Below are 23,395 nucleotides of genomic sequence, written 5' to 3'. Positions count from 1 at the left end.
TTAGCACTAAAAAACACTAATCCGCCATGGCTTGCGTTATTGAATGATTGAACGATTTTCATATATATCCCTTTTCCCTAATCTTGCTGCTTCTAGTTCTTGTTCTCGTCTTGCTGCTATAGCGATTTTAACCAACTCGTCTTTGATAATAATCATTATTTCATCGTGGGATAAGCCCGTTAGTGTATTCAGATTTGCGCGTCCACCTTGCTCTAATACCGTTAATAAACACGGTAGTCGTGAGGATTGGCCTTTAATATCTTGTCGGGATAGATAGCAAGCTGATACAAACTCTCTAATGCTGTTCTCTAAGTTAATGTTAACCATTTACTACCTCGAATAATTTAATCTGTTTTAATCGTCTGGCTTCGTTTTTTGCTTCGATTTCGATTCTAAGATTGGTATAAGCATTGATGACAAGTGTTTTCAATTCAGCTGATACGATAGCCATTTTACTAAAACCTTCTTCATTGTCGGGCTGATAGGATATCAATACACTGTCATCTTTAGAGGTAATGGATAAACCATTTTCGGTTAGTAAACAAAACGATAATTGTCTTTGTCTGGTAACACTCTCAACCGTATTGATACCGAGTTGTTTAGCGATTGATCGAATGAAATTAATTGATGATTGCATATGTTCCCTTATAGTACAGTCGCTAAATCAGCAGCATGTTGTTGTTCGATTTTGGTATACATCGATACCAACTTCTCTTTGTATTTATCGAACTCTGGTAAGTCAGCACAAAATTTATAAAATTTACCTAATAGGATTGGCTTAGTAGTAAAAAACTCTAGTGGTGGTGTTGATTTACCATTGAAGAAAACACCTAGTTTTTTGTGGGCATCTAATACCAGTTGATAGTCACAAGGTGCTGTGCGTTCACCGATTGGTCTAGCGATTTCCTTTGCTGCAAACTTTTCACGTTCGATCGATCCAGTCAGCCCTAATAAATCTTTATCTACGAGGTACTTGTCCATTTGAGATAAAACTTTTTTCTCGGTATAAAGTTGTAACTTTCTTGCTCTAATGCGATCGCCGTTTTCAATGTGATATTGTTTAAAATACTCACTGCGGTCTTTGGTAGTTGACATATAATTTCCTGTTTTTATTTTTTTATTATGTTGAGTAATAGTACGGCAATGGTTAAAACGATAAACGATAAGATACCCATATAAACTCCTTTAAATTGCGCTAGGCCTAGACCTTTTATGATATGGTCTAGGTCTAGCGCTTGTTTAATTAACAATCTAACGAGCTTTCGTCGCGCTCATGGATTTCTTCAATCAGCGTTTTGTTAATCGAAATCAGCGTTTTTAGTTGGTTAGATTGGATCAACATCAGGTTAATAAAGTCATCTTGACGTTTATGCATATCTGATAATTTATTTGCTTGCTCAGTGATTTGATACCGTTGATGAGATACTACTTTGTACAAGTTTTTGATCTCTTCTTTTGCAATACGAGCATCAAACATTAGCGATACGATTTGTTCTGATTCACCGCCCATAAACTCTAATGGGATATCAGCTTGTGATTGTTCTGCTGTACCGATAGCAGCTAGGTTAATTTCTTCAATCTTGTTTAATAATGACATTTTATTAATTCCTTGTTGTTTGTTTTGGTTGTGTGGGAGATTGTTCCTCCCACTCATACATGTATTTAGGTAGGTGTTAAATCCAGTTTATTAATTGGTTAAAACCAATTTAGTAAAAGGTCGATATAATCGTGTAGTACCAGTACCAACAATCCCACGCTAGGACAAGTCAGCATTATGTATCGGGTTAATTTACTCATATCGATTACCTGTATTTGGTCGTGCGCCACCCCTGTTTGACTTAATACTAAAATCTATAGCAGTCGGTTGTTTTAGAGTGGTTAAATCAATTGGCATTTCATGGTACTCAACTTTTGACCTAACTCTTAATGCTGTGCCGGTAGGTAAGGTCACTCTTATCATTTTAAAAACAAACCCATCTTGTTCTTTATCTAGAAAAAAGTAAGATTCGATTGCGTTAGTAATGATAGACCCACACAACACGGTTTTTGATTTGCTAATATTATATTTCCTAAATGATGTACTCAGTGTTTCAACTCGTTTTTTTAATGCTGCTGATGTATTGGGGCTTGCATCGGGATTGTTTATTTGCAACAGATGATGGTAAATTTGATTAAATTTCTGATTACGCAATACAACACTAATACCTCTGGACTCGGTGTTGGTGTTGTCGGTTAACCTGATTTGAGCACCAGCAATTACTTTAGCAATGTATTGGACTGTTTGGTTGCTTTCGGTTACTACATCATGCGGTTGGTCGTTGATATTTTCTGTAATAGTGGTTTCGTAATAATCGGATTGTTCAGATAGATATCTAAGTGTATCGATTACGATTTGTTCTAATGGTTTCATTTTCTAAATTCCTTTTGTTTATATAAGGTATTTAGTAGGTGTTGGAGAACGGTTCTCCCACAAAGGTGATAGGTTGCTGGTGGTAATAGTAAGTATGCGGGTGCTGGTGGTGATCCTTATGGTAAAAACGGATTCAGCACAGTTCCCGACTATCAATAGCAATTATCGTCGGTTCCCGACTCACAAATAATCGGATTGATTTTCAATAATAGTATTGATCAACAAGTTGGTGAGCCGTAGGCGAGCAGTGGCGCAGCCACCCATCAATAGTAATCATCCTATTGATAGCAATGATAGGTGGCTACGCCACGATGCTTCGCATCCTCTGATTTTCAATAATACTATTAATAAACAAGTTGGTGAGCCGTAGGCGAGCAGTGGCGCAGCCACCCATCAATAGTAATCATCCTATTGATAGCAATGATAGGTGGCTGCGCCACGATGCTACGCATCCTCTGATTAATTAATTTGTTATCATAATATCAACTTCTTATAACCCCCTTTATAGATCTTGATTTTATGATAAGGATCATTACTATTATTTGTGAGTCGGGAACCGACGATAATTGCTATTATTGGTTAGTTACTGTCGCTGAATCCGTTTTTAACGCAAACCATCCAATAACAAAAATGGATACCAAATTAATGATATCCCTTTTGATCCTTTAATACTTAAACTTTAAAGCAATAATCTTTAGGAAGACGCTTAAAGTTTAGCGCTGATATCAATTTAACCATATGACTTGGTTCTAAATCGTTTGGTTTAAATCCATTATCATTCGTAAACCGTTTGATCAAACTTGCTGATTTTTGATTAGATGTACCCGCTTTAACAAGTAACGCAACTACAGGACAACCTTTGCCTAATTTGTTTGTATTACCAGTTGGAGCACCACCAGCAGTAACAACAGCAGTAACAGCCAATGACCAATCAATAAAACCATTTTCAAATCGATCATTCAAAAACTCTGCACATCTTTGGTCTGGAACAAAGAAAGTTAACTCGCCTGTGTAATCTGGATTGCGGATAGCAGTACGTGTCACTGTTTGGTATACAACATCAAACACATTTTCATAGATATAACTATCAACCAAATAATCTTCTGGTAGTCCTAAAACAGTCGCGCAATGTTTCATAAATGGGATTAACATCGGGTTTGGGTTAGCTGAATATAGTATTGCTGCTTGAGTCTGGTCTTTATAGCAATTTAAACCATGTGATTTTACACTTATCAATTTAAAATGTTTATCCGATGTAACGGTATTATGATGTCTATTGTTAGTTGCAATGATAATACCATCATTTGAGTTTGATTTAACAACATCAAGCATCGAACCAAAGTGTTCATCTAATGCGTCTTTGCTTATAAAATCACGTTCACCTTCAAATTTAAGTAAAGGTACAATACGTACTCTTTGCTTCATAGCATTACCACGGATATTAAGTCTACTTGGGTGTAGGTTTGCTAAATCATAACCACATAATTTAGTAAAATAAGCTATTGCATTACTCTTTTTAAGGTTTGCGCCCATTAAGTGTATATGCTCAAAATTAGCAAAAACATTAGTATCCACATAATAAAGATAACTAAAATAATCGTATTCACCAGCAGGTTGAGTTCTCACATATCCAAAGCATTGATTATTAGCAGATGCCTTGAGCATATCAATCTTTTCTGATGAATACTCTACAGATCCTTCTTCCCTTTGTTTGATTATTTTATTAATTTCATCATCGGTTTTGTCCAGCAACTCAACTAGCAATTCACTATCTGTTTTTGTGGTTTGGATAGAGTTGATGTTGATAATACCTGTAGGTAACTCGTCGATCACCAAGCATCTTTCACCGAACATATTACCATTAGATATCAAACACGCATGGGTAATGATAACGATACGAGTATTTTGTATTTTATTTTGATTGTTGATGATGTACTGAGTAACAGACCCACCGCATGTATCTTCATTTAATACTAGTGCATTTGATATCTGTGCTAGATATTGATTTTGTAGTTTTTTGGTTGGTACTGATATAAGGACATCTAAATCAGCTTGTTCTACTTCAATCAGTCTATTCATTAGATTGATCATTGAAAATGACTTGCCAGATCCAGCGTTATATTCGTGGATAAAAAGTTGCTTGTTATTCATTTTATTTCTCTTTTTTGTAATTATCCATTAAACCAATTGTTGCCGATGGATTAAGGATTAAGGATTAAGGATGGTCGAAAGAAGGATTTCTTTCTTATAAATCTATTTAGTAAAAACCTATTCAATAACTCGGCTTTTACTTTTGCATTTTAATAAGGCCATGACTATTACAATAATTTAAGGATTATATGCAGTCATGGCCTTACTAAAATCATATTAATTTATCATTGAGTCGATATCGTCTCGGCAAAAACAACATCAGTCTAATACCATTCTTAAAAGAGATTAAAAGAAAGTAATAGTACGGTTCCACAATGATAAATTAATATAATCTATTAAAAAAAACTCGTTACCACAACCCATTATGGTAACGAGTAAAAAAATAATGGGGAAATGAATAGTAAACCCATTATCATAAACAACTTAAACCTAACAAAAAACACAAAAATAAACAGCATAATAATAGTCACTCGTAAGCGACTATAAAAGGCAAACCAAAAATGATAAGTAAGCAATTCAAACTGACTATCATTATACTGTCTGTAAATATATTATAACACAGTTAAATCGCTGCCTAAACTAACAGGCTATATTGTGATATCCCCTGTTGCCAAGGGCATCACATATAAACAAGATATTGTCCATTAAACTAATATCACAATATAGTCTCATACCACATAACAATAACCCCTGTTGCCAAGGGCATCGTTTGCAAGGAATTTTGATAACAATGTCCGTATTATCGTTATGTGGTCTGTTTAGTTTAGTGCAAGGCGTCGATATCAAGCGGAGGACTCAACATCAAGCAAAGGGATTGGCAATGGTAATTGGCTTCCCCATACATGTATTTAGCAATGGTCTAAAACCGTGTTTTTGGTGTGTTGATCAAACTATTGCTTAAAATCATAGATTGCGAAGCAATTACGAGCGTAGCGAGTTTAATCAATAACTTAACTGACAATAGCGTAGAAATAGAGTTCTTATAATATATATAATACCTTTATTTCTACGCTCACTTATTGACCAGTATAAAACCAACCTATGATACTCGCTACGCTCGTAATATCGCTGCGCTCAATCACCCTATAGTATACGCCACCAGCAACCCTATCACAGTGTTAAACAATGGTTATCCAACTCTCTAAATACCTTTATAAACAAAAGGAATTTAGAGATGTCGAAATTTAAAAAAGAAGATTTACTATCACTCGCACCAACCAAATCAGTAACTTTATCAGATAACCGCATTGTCCAAATCAGAGGTCTATGTGTTAAAGAGATCAAAATCATGCTCGGGGATAACTCATTTAACGAAACTATGGTTGAGGTAATACAAAGCTGTGTTTTATCTGAGATCGATATCAGCAAGTTACCGACATTTGATATTGAGTTACTTTATCTAGCGATTTGGCGGTTAAGTAAATCAAGTGCAATCGTACCCGTATCATTCCGTTGTACTAACGAGATTGGCGACGAGCAATGCAACCACTTAGTACATACAGAAATCAACCTAGACCACGTTAAGCTGACAGACATACCCAGTACCAATATCGCTATCAATGGTGCACTAACAATCAAGATGCGATTTCCAACAATCTTAGAGCTAGATTTTTTTGATATCGAAAAACCAAGTGATGTATTTGATTTGGTATTACGTTGTATTGAATCAGTCGCAATGAATGGTGAAACTATGGTGGTTGGTACTGATATCGAACCAAGTGAATTGGCCGAGGTGATGGATTATATTGATGAAACTGGCATGATTAAATTGATTGAGTTTGTTACCAACCTACCGACCAATAAGATTGATTTGGCGGTTAAGTGTGATAAATGCGGTCATACCGAACCAATGCGGTTATCTGGTCTAAATGAGATCATCGGGTGGGTTGAATGAACCTAAACCTAAACTATGTATCTAGGTCAGGTACAACCTCAGATGATGAAACACCAGACCTAGCTAGATTTATGAGAAAGGTCGAAACCAGTGATTTAGCTAGGTCAAATATGTTCTTAGTCCGATTCGTAAACTTAAACAACGGATTAAACGAAGATAGTGTTGTATCGCCATTACTACCAAAGACCATTACAGACGGTCTATCCTTTAATCGAATAAAGGATATTAGCTACAACCAAATCCAAAAACACTTGAGCCCTAGAGTCAAAAGTATAATGGGCGCGAGTACACCACTACTTTTAAACACTCTGAGTGGTGCTGGTGGATTGCTAAGTGGTTTCTTTGGCGAAAGTTTTGATGTTAACCGCGACCTAGCAATGATGGTCAAATCGGTATCACTGCCCGGCACTGCGTTTGATACTCAAGTAAACCATCATGAAAGAAAACCATTTACAGAGATACGCAATAGGACTACTGATACCATCCGCATGACGTTTTATTGTTCGCCCGATTATGCTGAGCGCACTTGGTTTTTAACTTGGATGAACAGTATCCACGATCAAGAAAATGCTATTTTTGGATTTTACTCAGATTACGCCAAGCCAATAGACATTATTACTTTAGATAGAGCAGGTGTTAAATCCAGTACGGTTAATTGTGTCGGGTGTTTTCCAATAAGAGTCGGGGAGATACAGATGGGATACGAGCAAAATAACGAGATTAGTTCGTTTGAGGTAGAGTTTGCAATATCGACAATGAATCACGTTGCAACAAAAGGCAGTCCTAACATGGTCAACTCGATCGAGTCCTTTTACAACAAATCTAGATCAACCATCAAATCGATTATCTAAATACCTATGCCGATAAGAGGGCATTAAGCAAAAAAGCCAACTGTTAATTCAGTTGGCTTTTTTTTATCCAAAATTTCAATATGAATAGACTATCACCTAAACATAGTACGGTTTGGCACATCAAATTACTATGATATAGATGTTTACACCACTTAAATCATAGTTTATTATTCATAGTAGTCTAATCATAGTAAGGTGAAGTAATGATACGAGTTTACATGCGAGCGAGCACAGACGATCAAGATGCTGACCGTGCAAAGCAATCAATTAAGGATTTCCTAAAGACAAAAGGTTGTGCTGTTGCTGGTTGGTATACTGAAAACATATCAGGCACTAAATTAGATAGACCCGAGTTAAGCAGGCTGATAAATGATAGTGAATCTGGTGATATCCTTTTTGTCGAAAAACTGGATAGGCTTACACGTTTACCCTATGAGCAATGGGAATCTCTAAAAGCAAAGTTAAGGGACAAAGGGCTAGTGGTTGTTGTACAAGACCAGCCTATGACCCACAGTGCTTTTAGTGAATTAGATAATGACTCGTTTACAGCAAAAATCCTTACCGCCTTTATACTCGACCTGAGTGCATCACAGGCGCGTGATGATTATGAAACAAGGCGTGTCCGTGCAGCACAGGGCATTGAGAAAGCAAAGGAACAGGGAAAGTATAAAGGCCGTAGTCGAGACTATGTTAAACGCGAGGCAATCAAAAAACTGTTGTTAGCTGGTGATACCTATTCGAGCATTCAGCAAGTTATCGGGTGCTCACCGTACTTAGTCCAGCAAGTTAGTCGTGAGTTAAAGCAAGCTGAATGAAATCAATGGGGATTACCTGTACCTTATAACCACCAAAGCCATTTTGGGACACAGCAAACTTTGCCAAATTGGGATGAGTAAAAATAAACCAAATTAATCAGAAGTAGAATCCTCACAAACTCCAATTGTACTGAATAACTTTTATACCTTTGTTCATATATTTTATATATGATTATGCTTTGAAATAAGAAGCGCGAGATATTATTGGATGAGTGCAGGCTTAGTAACTTTCTTCAAATACACAGAGCTTGGTTTTTATCGTTATGGAAATGATGGCTATAATGAACCATTAGCGATGAATGACATGCTTTCGTCATTGCATGATTGGTTTCAAGATAGAATTTCACTGGAAGATACTCTTCTTTGGGACGACGAAACTGCTGGTTATTCTCACCGAAAAAAGGTGTATCTAAAAGCTATCGAGAAAGATGATGAAACAGGCGAGTACATTATTGTGCTCTGGCGAGCTGTAGGCAGTGGTGACGGTGTTTACGGCATCAAGGCTAACGCGAGATTAGACGATAATACTCTCTATGATGCAAATAATGCTGCTGACGGTGAGCGCGTTATTTGGGGTGAAGCTTCGTACTATTGGTTTATTCCATCAAGAAATCTCTTTGCATCAATCCGTTTTCCAAACTCCATTGCTGATACACTGCTAATGAATAATTTTTTCCGAGATTTCTTGTGGTTCCATTCTGATATCAGAGTAAAGCAACGAGAAGTTAAAGAAGGAAAACGAGGTTCATTCACTACAGTCACTTTCCCAGCTCAAGGTGAAGGTGAGACTGGTAATCTATGGTTACGTATCAGCTCTAAGCAGTACACCAAACTTACTACTAGTGCTGATTTAGGTGCGATTGCACGCAACATAACTCATTTCGTTAAACGCGAGGTCATATCGGCACGAGTAGAGAATCAGCAAGATTGGACACGTTTATTCCGTGGACAGCCATTTGTTTCTGGTGAAGTGACGAAAGACACTCGCAAAGTCGAAGTCAGTATTGAAGCAAAGCCAACAGCCGCAGAGCTACAACTCATTTTCCAACAGTACAATGATGATTATAACGGCGCTCTAGATGGTTGGCGTAATCTTGGCTTTAAAAAAGAAGGCGTTGGTGGCATTTGCTGGTTGGATAGTTTTGTTGTAAAAAGCGTACTACCAATTGATGACACTACTGGTGGTGGAGTGGACGAAACTGGACACTATACAGCCAGACGATTATTTACAGCTCTCCAATTCAAACGAGATGCCCTACTTGCCCCGTTTGGTGTTGAAGTTGATCAACGAGAAGAAAATGCGGTTAACTAGGAAGTAAAATGAAGATATCAAGCAAGCGAGTCATTGCTTGGCATGCGCTGGTGATAGCGATTGTGTCGTATATTAGCTATAGCTTTAGATTGGATGTGACATTTAAAGATGTAGAGCCTTTAATCTCCATCTTGCAAACCACGTCCGCTATGATTTTCACCATTATGGGGATTTGGATTGCATATGTGTATCCAAATGCAGTGTTGCGAATCGTCCAGCCGTCTAAAGTAACCGCTATTTTTTCGTCAGAAGACTTAGAAAGAGTGAGACTTTTAGTTGGTGTTGTTATTTTATCAGCTTGTATTTTAGCAATGTTGTTAATTGGTATCACTGCTAAAGCATTTGTAGCTAAAACAAGTCTATTTCTTGTGAATAAAGCCTTTTTCACAGGACTAAGTTTATGGTGGCTTCTTGCCATCACCTATGCTCAGCTCTTTTGTATCTACGCAGTGATTGCATCAAGTGTTAACTTCATCATAGATTTGAAAAACCTAAAATCAAAACAACAACTATCAGAAAAGCTTGACGGAAAAAAAAGAGAATAACTTTTCATATCAATAACTAACCATATAAAGACAGCCATTGTGCTGTCTTATTAATTTTGGTAATCCCGTGTACCACTAATCCAACGTTGATCAACGTACTTTTTTATTGAACGTTGATTAGTCGCTAAAATCGTCAAATTCACTATCTTTTGCCAATGCCAGTATTTGCTCGGTCTTACCAAAAAAGTATATCCAAGGGTTACGCTGAGATTTCCTAGATGTGGTGACGTTTATTAGATGTCCGTTATGTTGGACTATTTTAACTTTCCAAATGTTCTTAGCTTTAGGGTATACAATAATGTGCTTAACCAACCTACGCAGTTGCATGTTGAATTGCTCGGGGTTATCGACCAATGCCACAAGTTTTTGGATATCTTCTTTTGTAGTAACGGCCATAACCAATTGAGATTTTAGATCCGATATCTCACTTTTAATCTTACTAATAGCGCTCGCAATCTCAACAACAGCGCCGGTAAAATCAGCCATGCCTAGTATCGCTGACAACTCATTTACCCGAGTTTCCTTTGTGGCAATCTGTAGAATAAGGTTGTCACTATCACCAACCTTAATTTCATCAATACTCAAATGATTGGTGGCTTTAAACACCAACTTATCTAAATCAAGCATTGCAGATTTTTGGTCACAACCACCAGATAAACTACTAACGCAAATCCATTGATTGTAATGTTTGATTGTCCCACCTACTGACCGCTTACCTACTTTCTTACTCATAGCCGATCCACATTGGCACCTTACCAAACGATACAAATGATTATGTTTGGTAATGCCACCAGCGGATTTTGTAAATTTGGATTGGAATGATTTGTACTCACTGTATGTACATAATGCAGGGTAGTAATTATCAACACTGTTTTGCGCTATAAACTTGCCGTTGTCGTCTGTAGTCCCAAATTCATAAGTACCATATAGCGCAGGGTGTCTTAAAATATCGGCTATGGTCGTGCCGCTCCATTGCTTACCACCTCGTGGAGCAAACTCAGATTTATTGAGCGCCATAGATATGCTTTTATAGCCATACCCTTGTTTACGCATTTCTATCATGGTCTTTATGGCACCAACATTTTCATTAAAAACGTACTTATCACCATCATTTTGTAACCAATAAGGTAATCGTTTTTTAATGACCAATCCCTTTAGTGCATCTTCTTTCTGTCTGTTCTTGGCGGCTTGTACTCGCTCAGATTTTTTAACACTTTCTTTATGAGCTAGGTCAGCGGAAATCGCTATTCTGATAACCGATAGCAAATCATTTAAACTATCTTTGTTCAGGGATATACCGTCTTGCAGACTTTCAATATTAACGCCCTTGCGCAAAATCTGGCGTATGATTTCTTGTGTCTTGTCGATACCTTGCCGTGACAATCTATCAAGGTTTTCTAAGATGATATAATCACCTTCTTTGATGCTACCGTTTTCAATAGCAATCAACATAGCGCTTAAATCGGGACGTTCTTTACCTGAGTAACCAGATATGCCAAGGTCGCGGAATCCCTTGTCTGATAACTCGATTTGATGCTTAGTACACCACTCCCGAGCCGCAGTTAATTGCCTATTCAAGCTATCGCCATTAATCTGTTCTTTCGTACTAAATCGGATATATGAATAGGCAGTCATCTTAATCTTCTGTGTGTTTAGTCATATTGGTGTGTGCGTTTATAATCTGGTCTATTTCAGATTCATCACTTTCTTCCACCAATTTAGGCTTAGGTTTAGGTTTTTTAGGTTTAGCACTTGCATGTACTCGTGCGTTTTTGATTAGCTCTAGCTCTTCACATATTTCAGTCATGTTTAATCTCAGTTTGTTGTTATCAGTGCATCAAAATATACTTTGTTATCAATATGTAACAATGCATCTAATGCACTTTGAAAGCACGTATAGTACCCGTTTAATAAACCGACTAAAACCAGCTTTATGTCCTTGTTCGTCAAAATCGATCAAAGACCTTTAACATATAAATGAGTTGTAAACTAACTACGGTATAGTACCGTCAATCTCGCGCCAGCTGATTTACCTAAACAAGGTGGCCGCTACGACTTACCCATAGCCGTGGGCATATTGGCGGCTTCGGAACAGATTCCCATTAACAGTTTAAAAAATATCGAGTTTGTCGGCGAGCTGGCACTGTCAGGGCACATACGTTACTGCCAAGGGTTATTGCCCGCGATTATCGCTGCAAAGCGCCAAGACCATACCTTGGTCTTACCGCTAGATAACCGCCACGATGCAGAGCTAGTCGGCTATCCCAAAGTGTTATTTGGTTCGCATCTGCAAAGTCTAGCCGCGTATTTACAAGGGCAAAACCAACTGCCCACACTGGCGTCACAGTTAGAATGGGTAAGCCAAGAGACACCCGAGTCCCATACTTGCCTGAGCGATGTGATTGGCCAATATCAGGCCAAGCAAGCACTCGAAATTGCCGCTGCGGGTAACCACAACCTCTTGATGCTAGGCCCGCCGGGTACTGGCAAGACCATGCTTGCCAGCCGCATGATGGCGCTATTGCCCGCGCTCAATTATGAGGAAGCGTTAGAAGTGGCGGCAATTCATTCCGTTGCAGGACTCGACATTAAACCGCAGCATTTTTTACAGCGACCATTTAGGGCACCGCACCACACGAGTTCTTCAATTTCCCTCGTGGGCGGTGGCAGTATCCCAAAACCTGGGGAGATCTCCCTCGCCCATCGCGGTGTATTATTCTTGGATGAAGTGGCTGAATTTCCGCGTAAAGTCTTAGATTGCCTGCGCGAACCGATGGAAACCGGCGAAGTAGTGATTTCCCGCGCCGCCGCTAAGCTGACATTTTTAAGTCGATTCCAATTAATCGCAGCGATGAATCCTAGCCCTAGTGGCGACTTGGATAGCCATCATAGATCCAGCCCAGAACAAATCCAACGTTACCTTTCGCGGCTTTCAGGTCCGTTTCTCGATCGTTTCGACTTGACCATAGAAGTGCCCAAACTTCCCGCGGGCACCTTGACTCAAGCCGCGCCGCAGACAGAAACCAGCCAAGATATCGCCAAACGAGTGAAGCTGGCGCGTGAGCTACAACTCGCCCGTGCTGGTGTGCTCAATAGCGAACTTACAGGGAAACAATTGAAACGCTTCAGCGGGCTCAGTGATGCTGATTTAGTATTTTTGGAGCAAAGCGTGGTCAAGCTTGGCCTATCTGTTCGCAGTTTTCATCGTATACAAAGAGTCGCCCGCACGATTGCCGATCTGGAACAAGTGCCTAACACAGAACGCCGTCATCTTGCCCAAGCACTGGGTTATCGTGCTATGGATAGGTTGCTGGCACGACTATCCCAGCAATATTGAGTCAGCCACTTTACAGTGAAGATGAACAAATGCACCGACCAGCAGTGCCTAAGATTGAGCCAAACGCCTACACCGAGTAACATAGGCCTCCAATTTTTGTCAGGGGGCTCGGATGGGAATGCTGTTTTCACAGATAAAAGGCTGTATTGCATTTTTAGGTTACGTTATAAATACCGTCTTTTGGACTATCCCAATCGTGTTAATCAGTTTTATAAAACTGATACCTATCAGTCCATTAAGGACTGCGACTAGTCATGTGCTCGACTTTTGTGCCAGTGCTTGGATCAGCGTCAATGGCGTGATTGAGCGTTGCTTGCATCCCGTTAAAATAGAACTGAGTGGTGACACCGACTTTTCCACTAAAGAGTGGTATATGGTGATTGCCAACCACCAGTCTTGGGTCGATATCCTGATCCTGCAGCGGATTTTTAACCGAAAAATCCCTTTCTTAAAGTTTTTCCTCAAGCAAGAGCTGATTTTTGTGCCTGTATTAGGCCTAGCTTGGTGGGCACTCGATTTTCCTTTTATGCGTCGTTATAGCACGGCACAGTTGCGTAAGAATCCTAAGTTAAAGGGCAAAGACATTGAAATTACACGTAAAGCCTGTACTAAGTTTAAGGCTAAGCCTGTGAGTGTGATGAACTTTGTCGAAGGCACGCGCTTCAGCAAGGCTAAGCATCAAAAACAAAACTCACAGTTCCAACATTTGCTAAAACCTAAAGCGGGCGGCATGGCCTTCGCGCTATCAGCCATGGGTGAACAGATCCACAAGCTAGTCGATGTCTCCATTTACTACCCAGACGCAGTACCGAGCTATTGGGACTACCTGACAGGCAAGTTGCCAAGCGTTAAAGTACACATCAAGGTCTCCGATATTGATCCTGCAATGCGCGGTGATTATATGAATGACCGCGATTTTAAAATTGGCTTCCAAGAACAACTGAATCAACTCTGGCTCACTAAGGATCAAGTGTTAAGCCAACTCGCTAGCCAAGCGAATAAAGAATAAAGGTAACGCCACTATGTTGAATTTCCTGCCTGGTTCAGTGTTGTTTATGCTGAGCTTAAGCTTGCTGATCATTAATACCGCCGTTTGGGGCTCGCTTATCAGCATTGGCGGATTAGTGAAACTTGTGATGCCAGCACAAGGTGCGCGCAATGCGGTGACTACGGTCATGAACCGTTTTATGTGGGCTTGGGCCTGCTGCAACGGTGGCATCTTGTATTTGATCGCTAAAATTGAGTGGGATGTCAAAGGGCTCGAAGGACTCGATAAAAACAGCTGGTATTTACTGATCAGTAACCACCTCAGTGGATTCGATATCGCCGCGCAAACTTACGTGTTACGTAACCACATCCCTATGCTGAAGTTCTTCCTCAAAAAAGAACTCGCCTATGTGCCTATCATGGGCCTAGGATGTTGGGCGCTGGATATGCCATTTATGAATAGAACCAGCCCAGCAAAACTTAAAAAGAATCCAAAGCTTAAGGGCAAAGATTTAGCGACCACACGCCGCGCCTGTGCCAAGTTTAGCAATATGCCCACCTCAATCATTAACTATGTTGAAGGCAGCCGTTTTACCCAAGATAAACATCAGCGCCAAAACTCGCCTTATCAACATTTGTTACGTCCTAAAGCGGGTGGTATCGCCTTTACCTTATCAGCCATGGGCGAACAATTTACTAACCTGCTGGATATGACAATCGTCTACCCAGATGCGCCTGAAGATATTCTGTTTGGGGTGATGAATGGTAAGGTCAGTAAAATTATTGTGCGAATTAACGCCCTGCCCGTGCCTCAGGTAGATGCGGCACGTTATTTCTCTGAGTCTGAGTACCGCGTCGAATTCCAACGCTGGTTAAACCAAGTGTGGGCGGAAAAAGATCAACAAATTCATGCTTTACTCCAAACACATCAAAGTGTGAACAATAAGGCCACCAGCCCCAATCACACTCAAGCAAGCTAGCTCGTCTCTAGCTTTGCTCTAGTTCAGCAACGCATTCCGCTGCAGCGGATAACTCCAATTCATTGAATACGGTTATTCCTGCGGCACTGAGTTTTTCAGCTGTTAATCCTTGTCCCGCAATTAACTGTTTTACAAATTGACCATCGTAAATCTGCCTATTACCACAGGATGGACTGCGGGCTTTTAAAATCGCCACTTTAATCCCGTGTTGCTGCGCCAGCTTAAGCGCGAGATCGGCTCCCAGACTAAAAGCGTGGGTCACATCCTCACCTTGGGCAGTTAAGATGCGCTGTCCAATCCGCTCCGCTGGCGGTCTAGGTGTTGGCAAACCGCCTGCACATTCGGGACAAATCGCCACAATCCGCCCTTGCTCGAGCCACGTTTGCACCAGCTCGCTCTCCATCAAGTTATGGCCACCGTCGTAGCGCACCGCTTGTCCGAGTAAACAACTGCTCACTAACACTTTTTCCACTGTCATCCCCAAATGTCTCATTCCGCCAATAGCATAACGCGAAGGATAAACATGCCAAATGCATTTGGACGATTTCCCCCAAAACCATCAACATCCGCAACGAGGTTGGAAGGTTAAACCACGCCATTGTTGACAATTTAATATTTAAATATTCATAACATAAAATATTAATAACGAGATAATAAAAATAAAATGATAAAAATCAATGACAAAAACAGAAAGCCATTGAAATATAGACTTACGTCTAAGTAAACACATTGTTGACAATCCACCAAGGGAGGGCTATTTTTTACCCATTGTCGACAATCCTATTAATAGTGATGCGCTCTATGTTGAAGCAAGACACGACGTTCGTTTCTGATGACACGCAAGTTCCCCACCTGCACAAGGTCAAATCGACCTCGGCAGATAAGACGTCGACCACATTAGCCGATCAAATTTTGGTGCAGATCCAAACCAGCATCATCAAGGGCGAACTGCCTGCAGGCAGCAAGATTAACGAGCAAGCACTGGCCGAAAAATACGGCATCAGCCGCGGCCCGACCCGCGAAGCCCTGCAAACTTTAGAAAGACAACGTTTAGTGGTGCGTGCGCCCCATGTTGGTGCCCGCGTCGCCCAGCTGACGGTGAGTGAACTTAACGATTTATATCAACTACGTAGCGTACTTGAAGGCATGGCCTGCGAACTTGCCGCCAGCCGTATCACCCCAGAACAATTAGCCAAGCTAGAAGATCTGCTCGCAACACAAGAAGCGGCGCTCGCCAAGGGCGATACTTACTTCCAAGAGGAAGGCGATGTCGACTTCCACTACCAAATTATTCAAGCCAGCGGTAACAAGCATCTGCAGGAAACCTTAGTCGGCGGGCTGTATCACTTGCTGCGTATGTATCGCTACCAGTGCACTAATAAAAATCGCCCCGTGAAAGCAATTGCCGAGCACAGACGCATAGTCGAAGCAATTGCCCAGCGCGATGGTGAACTCGCCAGTTTGCTGATGCGCCGCCATATCGAACAGGGGCGTAAAAATACCGAATTACGCTTAATTGAATTGCAAGCCAATGCAGCCGCAAAAGAAACCTTAGCCAACATCAGCTAAGTTTATACGGCTCAATATGCCCACTTCCCATACAATGGAAAAGGATAAAACCATGACTCAAAGCGCAGGATTACGTTTTCGCCAAGCTCTTGCTAAGGCCAAACCGTTACAAATCGTTGGCACCACCAATGCCTATTTTGCCTTGATGGCAGAACAAACAGGCTTCCAAGCCTTGTATCTTTCTGGCGCTGGCGTTGCCAATGCTTCCTACGGTTTGCCTGACTTAGGCATGACCTCAATGAATGATGTGCTGATTGATGCTGGTCGTATCACCTCTGCCACGCAAGTGCCTTTATTGGTTGATATCGACACTGGCTGGGGCGGCGCATTCAACATTGCTCGTACCATCAAAGAATTCGAAAAAATCGGCGTCGCCGCTGTGCACATGGAAGACCAAGTGTCGCAAAAGCGTTGCGGCCACAGACCTAACAAAGCGGTGGTCAGTATCGAAGAAATGGTCGATCGCATTAAAGCCGCCGTCGATGCCCGTACCGATCCTAACTTTGTGATCATGGCGCGAACCGATGCGGTCGCCGTGGAAGGCTTAGAAGCCGGTATCGAACGCGCAAAAGCTTATATCGCCGCCGGCGCCGACATGATCTTCGCCGAAGCCTTAACTGAGCTCGATCAATATCGCCACTTCAAGGCCCAAGTCAAGGCGCCGATTTTGGCCAACATGACTGAATTTGGCCAAACTCAATTGTTCAATAAAGAAGAACTCGCCGAGGCGGGTGCCGACATGGTGCTCTATCCACTGGGTACGTTCCGTGCAGCCAACCAAGCGGCGCTGAACGTGATGCAAGCGCTGATGAATGATGGTCATCAACGTAACGTGCTCGACACTATGCAGACCCGTAAAGACTTGTATAAATACTTGGGCTACCACGCCTTTGAAGACAAGTTAGATCAACTGTTCAGCCAAGATAAATAACCGAAAAGCTGCAACCCTACAGGGTTTGGCGTTAAAACAGATTTAGCGTTAAACAAATTAAATAAAAAGTGCAGCCTTAACCAATAAATGCCGGCGAATAAGTGCTCTGAAATGAGCACTGAAATCCGCCAGCAATAACCAAACAGAGTTAACGGAAGGGAAGGATTATGTCAGAAGCTAAAAAACTAAGCGGTGCAGGATTACGTGGCCAGAGCGCAGGCGAAACCGCATTAAGCACAGTGGGCGTGTCAGGCTCGGGCCTCACGTACCGCGGTTATGATGTGAAAGATCTCGGTGAAAACGCCACCTTCGAAGAAGTCGCCTATCTCATTCTTTACGGCGAGTTGCCCACGGCAGCCCAACTTGATGCCTACAAAACCAAACTCAAAGGCCTTCGCGGTCTGCCGCAAGCCTTAAAAGAAGTGTTAGAGCGCATTCCTGCCGAAACTCATCCTATGGATGTGATGCGTACTGGTTGCTCTATGCTGGGCAATTTAGAAGCCGAGCACAACTTTAGCGAACAGAGTGAAATCACCGATCGCCTATTAGCCGCCTTCCCATCAATCATCTGTTACTGGTATCGCTTTAGTCACGATGGTGTGCGTATCGACACTGAAACCGATGACGATCAAATTGGCGCGCACTTCCTGCATTTATTACACGGTAAAGCGCCGTCTGAACTGCATGCAAAAGTGATGGACGTATCCTTGATTCTTTATGCAGAACATGAATTTAACGCATCAACCTTTACCGCGCGCGTCTGTGCTTCCACCCTGTCAGACATGCATTCGTGTGTCACTGGCGCTATCGGTTCACTGCGCGGCCCGCTGCATGGCGGCGCAAACGAAGCGGCGATGGAACTGATCCAAGACATGAAAGATGAAGCCGATGCGCGCGACATCTTAATGGGCAAGCTGGAGCGTAAAGATAAAATCATGGGCTTCGGCCATGCGATTTACCGCGAGTCTGATCCCCGTAATGCCATCATCAAAGAATGGTCAGAAAAACTGGCTGCCGCCAACGGTGACGACCGTCTATACCGGGTATCGGTTGCCTGTGAAGCCCTGATGTGGGAACAGAAAAAACTCTTCTGTAATGCAGATTTTTTCCACGCCAGCGCGTACCACTACATGGACATTCCGACTAAATTATTCACGCCAATCTTCGTGTGTTCACGGGTAACGGGCTGGGCAGCGCACGTGATGGAGCAACGTTCTAACAACCGCATCATCCGCCCAAGTGCCGATTATGTAGGCGTTGCCCCCCGTAAAGTGGTGCCAATTGCTAACCGTTAAGCAAAACTGACCACACTTGGCGCGAGATTTCACTCAACGTGATGCTCGCGCCGACTTCATTTTCCGAAATGGATGATGTTATGAGCACTGTTATGAACACCCAATATCGCAAGCCCTTACCCGGCACCAAACTCGATTACTTCGATACCCGCGAAGCCGTGGAAGCCATTGAGCCAGGCAGCTACGCCAAGCTGCCTTATACCTCGCGCGTTTTAGCTGAAAACTTAGTCCGCCGCTGCGCGCCTGCGGACTTAACCGCATCGCTAAAACAGATTATCGAATCTAAGCAAGAACTCGATTTCCCTTGGTTTCCTGCCCGTGTGGTGTGCCACGACATTTTAGGCCAAACCGCCTTAGTTGACCTTGCGGGTCTGCGTGATGCGATTGCGGCGAAAGGGGGCGACCCAGCTAAAGTGAACCCAGTGGTGCCAACTCAATTAATTGTCGATCACTCACTCGCTGTCGAATTTGGCGGTTTCGATAAAGACGCCTTTGCTAAAAACCGCGCCATCGAAGACAGACGCAACGAAGACAGATTCCACTTTATTGATTGGACGCAAAAAGCCTTTAAAAACATTGATGTTATCCCTCAGGGTAACGGCATCATGCACCAAATTAACTTAGAGCGTATGTCCCCTGTGGTGCATGCTCGCAATGGCGTGGCCTTCCCCGACACTTTAGTTGGCACCGACAGCCACACGCCACACGTTGATGCTCTGGGCGTTATCGCCATTGGTGTCGGCGGGCTAGAAGCCGAAAGCGTGATGCTGGGACGCGCATCTTATATGCGTCTGCCGGACATTATCGGTGTAGAGCTCACGGGCAGGCCGCAAGCTGGCATCACAGCGACCGATATCGTACTGGCGCTGACCGAGTTTTTACGCGCACAAAAAGTTGTGTCTTCTTACTTAGAGTTCTTCGGCGAAGGCGCCGCAGCGCTGACACTGGGCGATCGCGCCACCATTTCGAACATGACGCCTGAATTTGGCGCCACCGCAGCCATGTTCTATATCGATCAACAAACGCTGGATTATTTGACCTTAACCGGCCGCGAAGCCGAGCAAGTCAAACTGGTTGAAACCTATGCAAAAACTGCAGGTTTGTGGAGCGATGACTTAAAACAGGCCGAATATCCACGCGTACTGCATTTTGATTTATCTTCGGTGGTGCGCACCATTGCAGGACCATCAAACCCACATGCACGGGTGCCAACATCAGAATTGGCTCAGCGCGGCATTAGCGGTGTGGTCGAAAACGAACCCGGCTTAATGCCAGATGGCGCTGTGATCATCGCCGCCATCACTAGCTGTACCAACACCAGCAACCCACGCAACGTGATTGCCGCGGGTCTGATTGCCCGTAACGCTAACGCCAAAGGCTTGAGCCGTAAACCTTGGGTCAAAACCTCACTGGCCCCTGGCTCTAAAGCAGTGCAGTTATACTTGGAAGACGCCAATCTTTTGCCCGAACTGGAACAGCTTGGCTTTGGGATCGTCGGCTTTGCCTGCACGACGTGTAACGGTATGAGCGGCGCACTGGATCCTGTGATTCAAAAAGAAGTCATCGACCGCGACTTGTACGCCACCGCGGTATTATCGGGTAACCGTAACTTCGATGGCCGTATTCATCCCTATGCCAAACAAGCCTTCTTGGCCTCGCCGCCATTGGTGGTGGCCTACGCGATTGCCGGCACCATACGTTTCGATATCGAAAAGGATGTGCTGGGAGTAGATAAGGACGGCAATCCCGTCAAACTTATCGACATTTGGCCATCGGATGAAGAAATCGATGCCGTGATCGCTAAAAGTGTTAAACCCGAGCAGTTCCGTAAAGTGTACGAACCTATGTTCGATTTAGCCGTCGATTACGGTGAGCAAATTAGCCCGCTGTACGATTGGCGTCCGCAATCTACTTATATTCGCCGCCCTCCTTATTGGGAAGGCGCGTTGGCGGGTGAACGCACGCTCAAAGGCATGCGCCCGTTAGCAGTACTGGGTGACAACATCACCACAGATCATTTATCTCCATCGAACGCCATTATGATGGACAGTGCCGCCGGCGAATACCTGCACAAGATGGGCTTGCCAGAAGAAGATTTTAACTCTTATGCCACCCATCGCGGCGATCACTTAACCGCCCAGCGCGCGACCTTTGCCAATCCTAAGCTTAAAAACGAAATGGCGCTGGTTGATGGCAAAGTGCAACAAGGTTCACTGACGCGTATCGAGCCCGAAGGCCAGGTCACCCGCATGTGGGAAGCGATTGAAACCTATATGGAACGTAAGCAGCCGCTGATCATCATAGCAGGCGCAGACTACGGCCAAGGTTCGTCCCGCGACTGGGCAGCCAAAGGCGTGCGTTTAGCAGGTGTAGAGGCCATTGTTGCCGAAGGTTTCGAGCGTATTCATCGCACTAACTTAGTGGGTATGGGCGTGCTGCCGCTGGAATTTAAAGCCGGCGACAACCGCGCGACTTATGCCATCGACGGCACCGAAGTGTTCGATGTCCTCGGCACGCCAGCGCCACGAGCAGATTTGACCGTCGTCATCACCCGTAAAAACGGTGAGCGCATCGAAGTGCCGGTGACGTGTCGTCTCGATACCGCCGAAGAAGTGTCTATCTACGAGGCGGGCGGCGTATTGCAACGCTTCGCACAGGACTTTCTTGAATCAAATCAGGCTTGAGTCGAGATTTGAATCGACGCCCGTGTCTGGTTAGAGACGACTCTTAAATATCAGCTAGCGAAACCGAGCGCCAGCGACTTCACCATTAAGTTACTGGCGCTCATTTGGACTCCATTGGGAGTCCTTTTGGAGTTAATGAATGAATGCTTCAACAATCCACGCGCCACAAATCAAAGTCGCCGCGACTTATATGCGCGGCGGCACCAGCAAGGGCGTGTTTTTCCGTCTGCAGGATTTACCTAAGGCCGCACAAGTTGCAGGTGCCGCCCGTGATGCCTTGTTACTGCGAGTGATAGGCAGCCCAGACGCTTACGGTAAACAAATCGATGGCATGGGCGGAGCAACCTCGAGCACCAGCAAAACTGTAATCCTCTCCCCTAGCACCCAAACCGATCACGATGTCGATTACCTCTTCGGCCAAGTGGCGATCGATAAACCTTTTGTCGATTGGAGCGGTAACTGTGGCAACTTAACCGCTGCTGTCGGTGCCTTTGCCATCAGCAATGGCTTAATTGATACGGCCCGTATTCCACACAATGGCGTCTGCACAGTCCGAATATGGCAAGCCAACATAGGCAAAACGATTATCGCCCATGTGCCAATCACCAAGGGTGAAGTGCAAGAAACCGGTGATTTTGAGCTCGATGGTGTGACCTTTCCCGCCGCCGAAGTGCAAATCGAATTTATGAACCCAGCTGCGGACGAGGATGGCGGCGGTGGCAGCATGTTCCCTACGGGTAATGTTGTAGATGTGCTAGAAGTGCCTGGCATTGGCAGCTTTAACGCCACCATGATCAACGCGGGCATTCCCACCATTTTTATCAACGCAGAAGACTTAGGCTACACAGGCACTGAGCTACAGAATGATATTAATAGCGACAATGCCGCCCTGGCTAAATTTGAAACCATTCGCGCCTATGGCGCCGTGCGTATGGGCTTGATTTCGCATATTGATGAAGCAGTTGCACGCCAACACACGCCTAAGATCGCCTTTGTCGCTAAACCTAAAGCCTATGTGTCATCGAGCGGTAAAACCGTCAATGCTGATGAAATTGACCTACTGGTACGCGCCTTGTCTATGGGCAAACTGCACCACGCTATGATGGGCACGGCTGCCGTTGCGATTGGTACAGCGGCGGCAATTCCCGGCACCTTAGTCAACTTAGCCGCAGGCGGAGACACCAAAGACAAAATAGATGCGGTACGTTTCGGTCATCCCTCTGGCACCTTGCGTGTTGGTGCTGAAGCAAACTTAGTGAATGGAGAATGGACGGTCGTCAAAGCCATTATGAGCCGCAGCGCCCGCGTACTGATGGAAGGTTTTGTGCGGGTGCCCGCTGCGTAGTTTTATCTAAGTAAACTGTTCAACCAAAGACCTTGCTTCTCCCCCTTCCGGCAAGGTCTTTTTTCTATTCTCGCCCATCATTTTAATCTGCTTCACCCGTATTTGTCTTAGCATGATATGTTGACATACCTGAAACAATGCTAAGATCCTTTAGCAAAAACGCCAGAATACAAACTCGTCATAAAAAGAATATTGGCAGTGAAACGGTACAGTTAATATATTGCATGATCTATTACAGAATCGCGCCCATCGATTTTGGTTATTTTTAAACCAAGTCAGCAATTTAAGT

At 43.4% G+C, this 23,395-nt stretch carries 21 protein-coding genes and 1 pseudogene; 13 read left to right on the top strand and 9 right to left on the bottom strand.

Annotated features, from left to right (window positions below):
• Positions 1 to 36 precede the first annotated feature (36 nt).
• From AAA952_RS16690 to AAA952_RS16665, 6 genes are all read right to left on the bottom strand, one after another.
• The gene (locus AAA952_RS16690) at positions 37 to 327 is read right to left on the bottom strand and encodes a hypothetical protein (protein WP_338258623.1); all 291 of its coding nucleotides are present in this window, start codon (positions 325 to 327) and stop codon (positions 37 to 39) included.
• Positions 320 to 637, bottom strand: coding sequence for a hypothetical protein (locus tag AAA952_RS16685; RefSeq protein ID WP_338258621.1), 318 nt, complete (start codon positions 635 to 637; stop codon positions 320 to 322). Before AAA952_RS16685 ends, AAA952_RS16690 begins: the two co-directional genes overlap by 8 nt.
• A gap of 8 nt (positions 638 to 645) precedes the next feature.
• Positions 646 to 1,095, bottom strand: coding sequence for a hypothetical protein (locus AAA952_RS16680; protein ID WP_338258619.1), 450 nt, complete (start codon positions 1,093 to 1,095; stop codon positions 646 to 648).
• 148 nt (positions 1,096 to 1,243) lie between these two features.
• The gene (locus AAA952_RS16675) at positions 1,244 to 1,597 is read right to left on the bottom strand and encodes a hypothetical protein (RefSeq protein WP_338258617.1); all 354 of its coding nucleotides are present in this window, start codon (positions 1,595 to 1,597) and stop codon (positions 1,244 to 1,246) included.
• A 192-nt stretch (positions 1,598 to 1,789) separates the two neighbouring features.
• Entirely contained in the window at positions 1,790 to 2,410 is a 621-nt protein-coding gene (locus tag AAA952_RS16670; protein WP_338258615.1) for a hypothetical protein, read from the bottom strand.
• 672 nt (positions 2,411 to 3,082) lie between these two features.
• Complete coding sequence (locus AAA952_RS16665; RefSeq protein ID WP_338258613.1) at positions 3,083 to 4,561, bottom strand: DEAD/DEAH box helicase family protein; 1,479 nt, start codon at positions 4,559 to 4,561, stop codon at positions 3,083 to 3,085.
• A gap of 1,174 nt (positions 4,562 to 5,735) precedes the next feature.
• Between AAA952_RS16665 and AAA952_RS16660 the strand changes: the two genes are divergently transcribed.
• The 5 genes from AAA952_RS16660 (at position 5,736) to AAA952_RS16640 (ending at position 9,978) form a co-directional block, all read left to right on the top strand.
• The gene (locus AAA952_RS16660) at positions 5,736 to 6,455 is read left to right on the top strand and encodes a T4 family baseplate hub assembly chaperone (protein WP_338258611.1); all 720 of its coding nucleotides are present in this window, start codon (positions 5,736 to 5,738) and stop codon (positions 6,453 to 6,455) included.
• Positions 6,452 to 7,306 carry a hypothetical protein gene (locus AAA952_RS16655; RefSeq protein ID WP_338258609.1) on the top strand — a complete coding sequence of 285 codons (855 nt, stop codon included), beginning with the start codon at positions 6,452 to 6,454 and terminating at the stop codon, positions 7,304 to 7,306. Before AAA952_RS16660 ends, AAA952_RS16655 begins: the two co-directional genes overlap by 4 nt.
• A gap of 203 nt (positions 7,307 to 7,509) precedes the next feature.
• Entirely contained in the window at positions 7,510 to 8,121 is a 612-nt protein-coding gene (locus tag AAA952_RS16650) for a recombinase family protein (protein ID WP_338258607.1), read from the top strand.
• Positions 8,122 to 8,329: 208 nt separating this feature from the next.
• Positions 8,330 to 9,433, top strand: coding sequence for a hypothetical protein (locus tag AAA952_RS16645; protein ID WP_338258605.1), 1,104 nt, complete (start codon positions 8,330 to 8,332; stop codon positions 9,431 to 9,433).
• Positions 9,434 to 9,441: 8 nt separating this feature from the next.
• Positions 9,442 to 9,978: a hypothetical protein gene (locus AAA952_RS16640; protein ID WP_338258603.1), complete on the top strand. Its 537-nt coding sequence runs from the start codon at positions 9,442 to 9,444 to the stop codon at positions 9,976 to 9,978.
• Positions 9,979 to 10,095: 117 nt separating this feature from the next.
• On the opposite strand, the gene AAA952_RS16635 is transcribed toward AAA952_RS16640, so the two are convergent.
• Together AAA952_RS16635 and AAA952_RS16630 are read right to left on the bottom strand one after the other, a co-directional pair.
• Positions 10,096 to 11,613, bottom strand: coding sequence for a recombinase family protein (locus tag AAA952_RS16635; RefSeq protein ID WP_338258601.1), 1,518 nt, complete (start codon positions 11,611 to 11,613; stop codon positions 10,096 to 10,098).
• A gap of 1 nt (position 11,614) precedes the next feature.
• Positions 11,615 to 11,785, bottom strand: coding sequence for a hypothetical protein (locus AAA952_RS16630; protein ID WP_338258598.1), 171 nt, complete (start codon positions 11,783 to 11,785; stop codon positions 11,615 to 11,617).
• A gap of 186 nt (positions 11,786 to 11,971) precedes the next feature.
• Here AAA952_RS16630 and AAA952_RS16625 point away from each other — a divergent pair.
• The 3 genes and pseudogenes from AAA952_RS16625 to AAA952_RS16615 form a co-directional block, all read left to right on the top strand.
• Positions 11,972 to 13,315: pseudogene (locus AAA952_RS16625) on the top strand (YifB family Mg chelatase-like AAA ATPase); the annotation flags it as partial.
• A gap of 112 nt (positions 13,316 to 13,427) precedes the next feature.
• On the top strand, positions 13,428 to 14,324 hold the full coding sequence (locus AAA952_RS16620) for an acyltransferase (protein ID WP_212600634.1): 897 nt from the start codon (positions 13,428 to 13,430) through the stop codon (positions 14,322 to 14,324).
• Positions 14,325 to 14,337: 13 nt separating this feature from the next.
• Entirely contained in the window at positions 14,338 to 15,282 is a 945-nt protein-coding gene (locus AAA952_RS16615; protein ID WP_113941621.1) for an acyltransferase, read from the top strand.
• 7 nt (positions 15,283 to 15,289) lie between these two features.
• Here the strand turns inward: AAA952_RS16615 and AAA952_RS16610 are convergent, their stop codons facing one another.
• Positions 15,290 to 15,754 carry a DUF523 domain-containing protein gene (locus AAA952_RS16610; RefSeq protein ID WP_263178932.1) on the bottom strand — a complete coding sequence of 155 codons (465 nt, stop codon included), beginning with the start codon at positions 15,752 to 15,754 and terminating at the stop codon, positions 15,290 to 15,292.
• Positions 15,755 to 16,083: 329 nt separating this feature from the next.
• Between AAA952_RS16610 and AAA952_RS16605 the strand changes: the two genes are divergently transcribed.
• The 5 genes from AAA952_RS16605 (at position 16,084) to prpF (ending at position 23,106) form a co-directional block, all read left to right on the top strand.
• Positions 16,084 to 16,851, top strand: a complete 768-nt coding sequence (locus AAA952_RS16605) for a GntR family transcriptional regulator (protein WP_006084449.1) — start codon at positions 16,084 to 16,086, stop codon at positions 16,849 to 16,851.
• Positions 16,852 to 16,903: 52 nt separating this feature from the next.
• On the top strand, positions 16,904 to 17,782 hold the full coding sequence (gene prpB / locus AAA952_RS16600; RefSeq protein ID WP_107946297.1) for a methylisocitrate lyase: 879 nt from the start codon (positions 16,904 to 16,906) through the stop codon (positions 17,780 to 17,782).
• A 167-nt stretch (positions 17,783 to 17,949) separates the two neighbouring features.
• A complete protein-coding gene (gene prpC, locus AAA952_RS16595) occupies positions 17,950 to 19,077 on the top strand; it encodes a bifunctional 2-methylcitrate synthase/citrate synthase (RefSeq protein ID WP_338258591.1) in 1,128 nt (375 codons plus the stop codon).
• An 80-nt stretch (positions 19,078 to 19,157) separates the two neighbouring features.
• Positions 19,158 to 21,761: a Fe/S-dependent 2-methylisocitrate dehydratase AcnD gene (gene acnD, locus AAA952_RS16590; protein ID WP_338258589.1), complete on the top strand. Its 2,604-nt coding sequence runs from the start codon at positions 19,158 to 19,160 to the stop codon at positions 21,759 to 21,761.
• A 139-nt stretch (positions 21,762 to 21,900) separates the two neighbouring features.
• Positions 21,901 to 23,106, top strand: coding sequence for a 2-methylaconitate cis-trans isomerase PrpF (gene prpF, locus AAA952_RS16585; protein ID WP_338258587.1), 1,206 nt, complete (start codon positions 21,901 to 21,903; stop codon positions 23,104 to 23,106).
• The last annotated feature ends 289 nt before the right edge of the window (positions 23,107 to 23,395 follow it).

This window comes from Shewanella sp. M-Br, assembly GCF_036245925.1.
Lineage (GTDB): Bacteria > Pseudomonadota > Gammaproteobacteria > Enterobacterales > Shewanellaceae > Shewanella > Shewanella oncorhynchi.
This window is presented reverse-complemented; position numbering and strand designations above follow the sequence as displayed.

Coding starts and splice junctions, on each gene's coding strand:
- AAA952_RS16690 (WP_338258623.1), bottom strand. CDS start 327: ATGGTTAACATTAACTTAGAGAACAGCATTAGAGAGTTTGTATCAGCT.
- AAA952_RS16685 (WP_338258621.1), bottom strand. CDS start 637: ATGCAATCATCAATTAATTTCATTCGATCAATCGCTAAACAACTCGGT.
- AAA952_RS16680 (WP_338258619.1), bottom strand. CDS start 1,095: ATGTCAACTACCAAAGACCGCAGTGAGTATTTTAAACAATATCACATT.
- AAA952_RS16675 (WP_338258617.1), bottom strand. CDS start 1,597: ATGTCATTATTAAACAAGATTGAAGAAATTAACCTAGCTGCTATCGGT.
- AAA952_RS16670 (WP_338258615.1), bottom strand. CDS start 2,410: ATGAAACCATTAGAACAAATCGTAATCGATACACTTAGATATCTATCT.
- AAA952_RS16665 (WP_338258613.1), bottom strand. CDS start 4,561: ATGAATAACAAGCAACTTTTTATCCACGAATATAACGCTGGATCTGGC.
- AAA952_RS16660 (WP_338258611.1), top strand. CDS start 5,736: ATGTCGAAATTTAAAAAAGAAGATTTACTATCACTCGCACCAACCAAA.
- AAA952_RS16655 (WP_338258609.1), top strand. CDS start 6,452: ATGAACCTAAACCTAAACTATGTATCTAGGTCAGGTACAACCTCAGAT.
- AAA952_RS16650 (WP_338258607.1), top strand. CDS start 7,510: ATGATACGAGTTTACATGCGAGCGAGCACAGACGATCAAGATGCTGAC.
- AAA952_RS16645 (WP_338258605.1), top strand. CDS start 8,330: ATGAGTGCAGGCTTAGTAACTTTCTTCAAATACACAGAGCTTGGTTTT.
- AAA952_RS16640 (WP_338258603.1), top strand. CDS start 9,442: ATGAAGATATCAAGCAAGCGAGTCATTGCTTGGCATGCGCTGGTGATA.
- AAA952_RS16635 (WP_338258601.1), bottom strand. CDS start 11,613: ATGACTGCCTATTCATATATCCGATTTAGTACGAAAGAACAGATTAAT.
- AAA952_RS16630 (WP_338258598.1), bottom strand. CDS start 11,785: ATGACTGAAATATGTGAAGAGCTAGAGCTAATCAAAAACGCACGAGTA.
- AAA952_RS16620 (WP_212600634.1), top strand. CDS start 13,428: ATGGGAATGCTGTTTTCACAGATAAAAGGCTGTATTGCATTTTTAGGT.
- AAA952_RS16615 (WP_113941621.1), top strand. CDS start 14,338: ATGTTGAATTTCCTGCCTGGTTCAGTGTTGTTTATGCTGAGCTTAAGC.
- AAA952_RS16605 (WP_006084449.1), top strand. CDS start 16,084: ATGTTGAAGCAAGACACGACGTTCGTTTCTGATGACACGCAAGTTCCC.
- prpB (WP_107946297.1), top strand. CDS start 16,904: ATGACTCAAAGCGCAGGATTACGTTTTCGCCAAGCTCTTGCTAAGGCC.
- prpC (WP_338258591.1), top strand. CDS start 17,950: ATGTCAGAAGCTAAAAAACTAAGCGGTGCAGGATTACGTGGCCAGAGC.
- acnD (WP_338258589.1), top strand. CDS start 19,158: ATGAGCACTGTTATGAACACCCAATATCGCAAGCCCTTACCCGGCACC.
- prpF (WP_338258587.1), top strand. CDS start 21,901: ATGAATGCTTCAACAATCCACGCGCCACAAATCAAAGTCGCCGCGACT.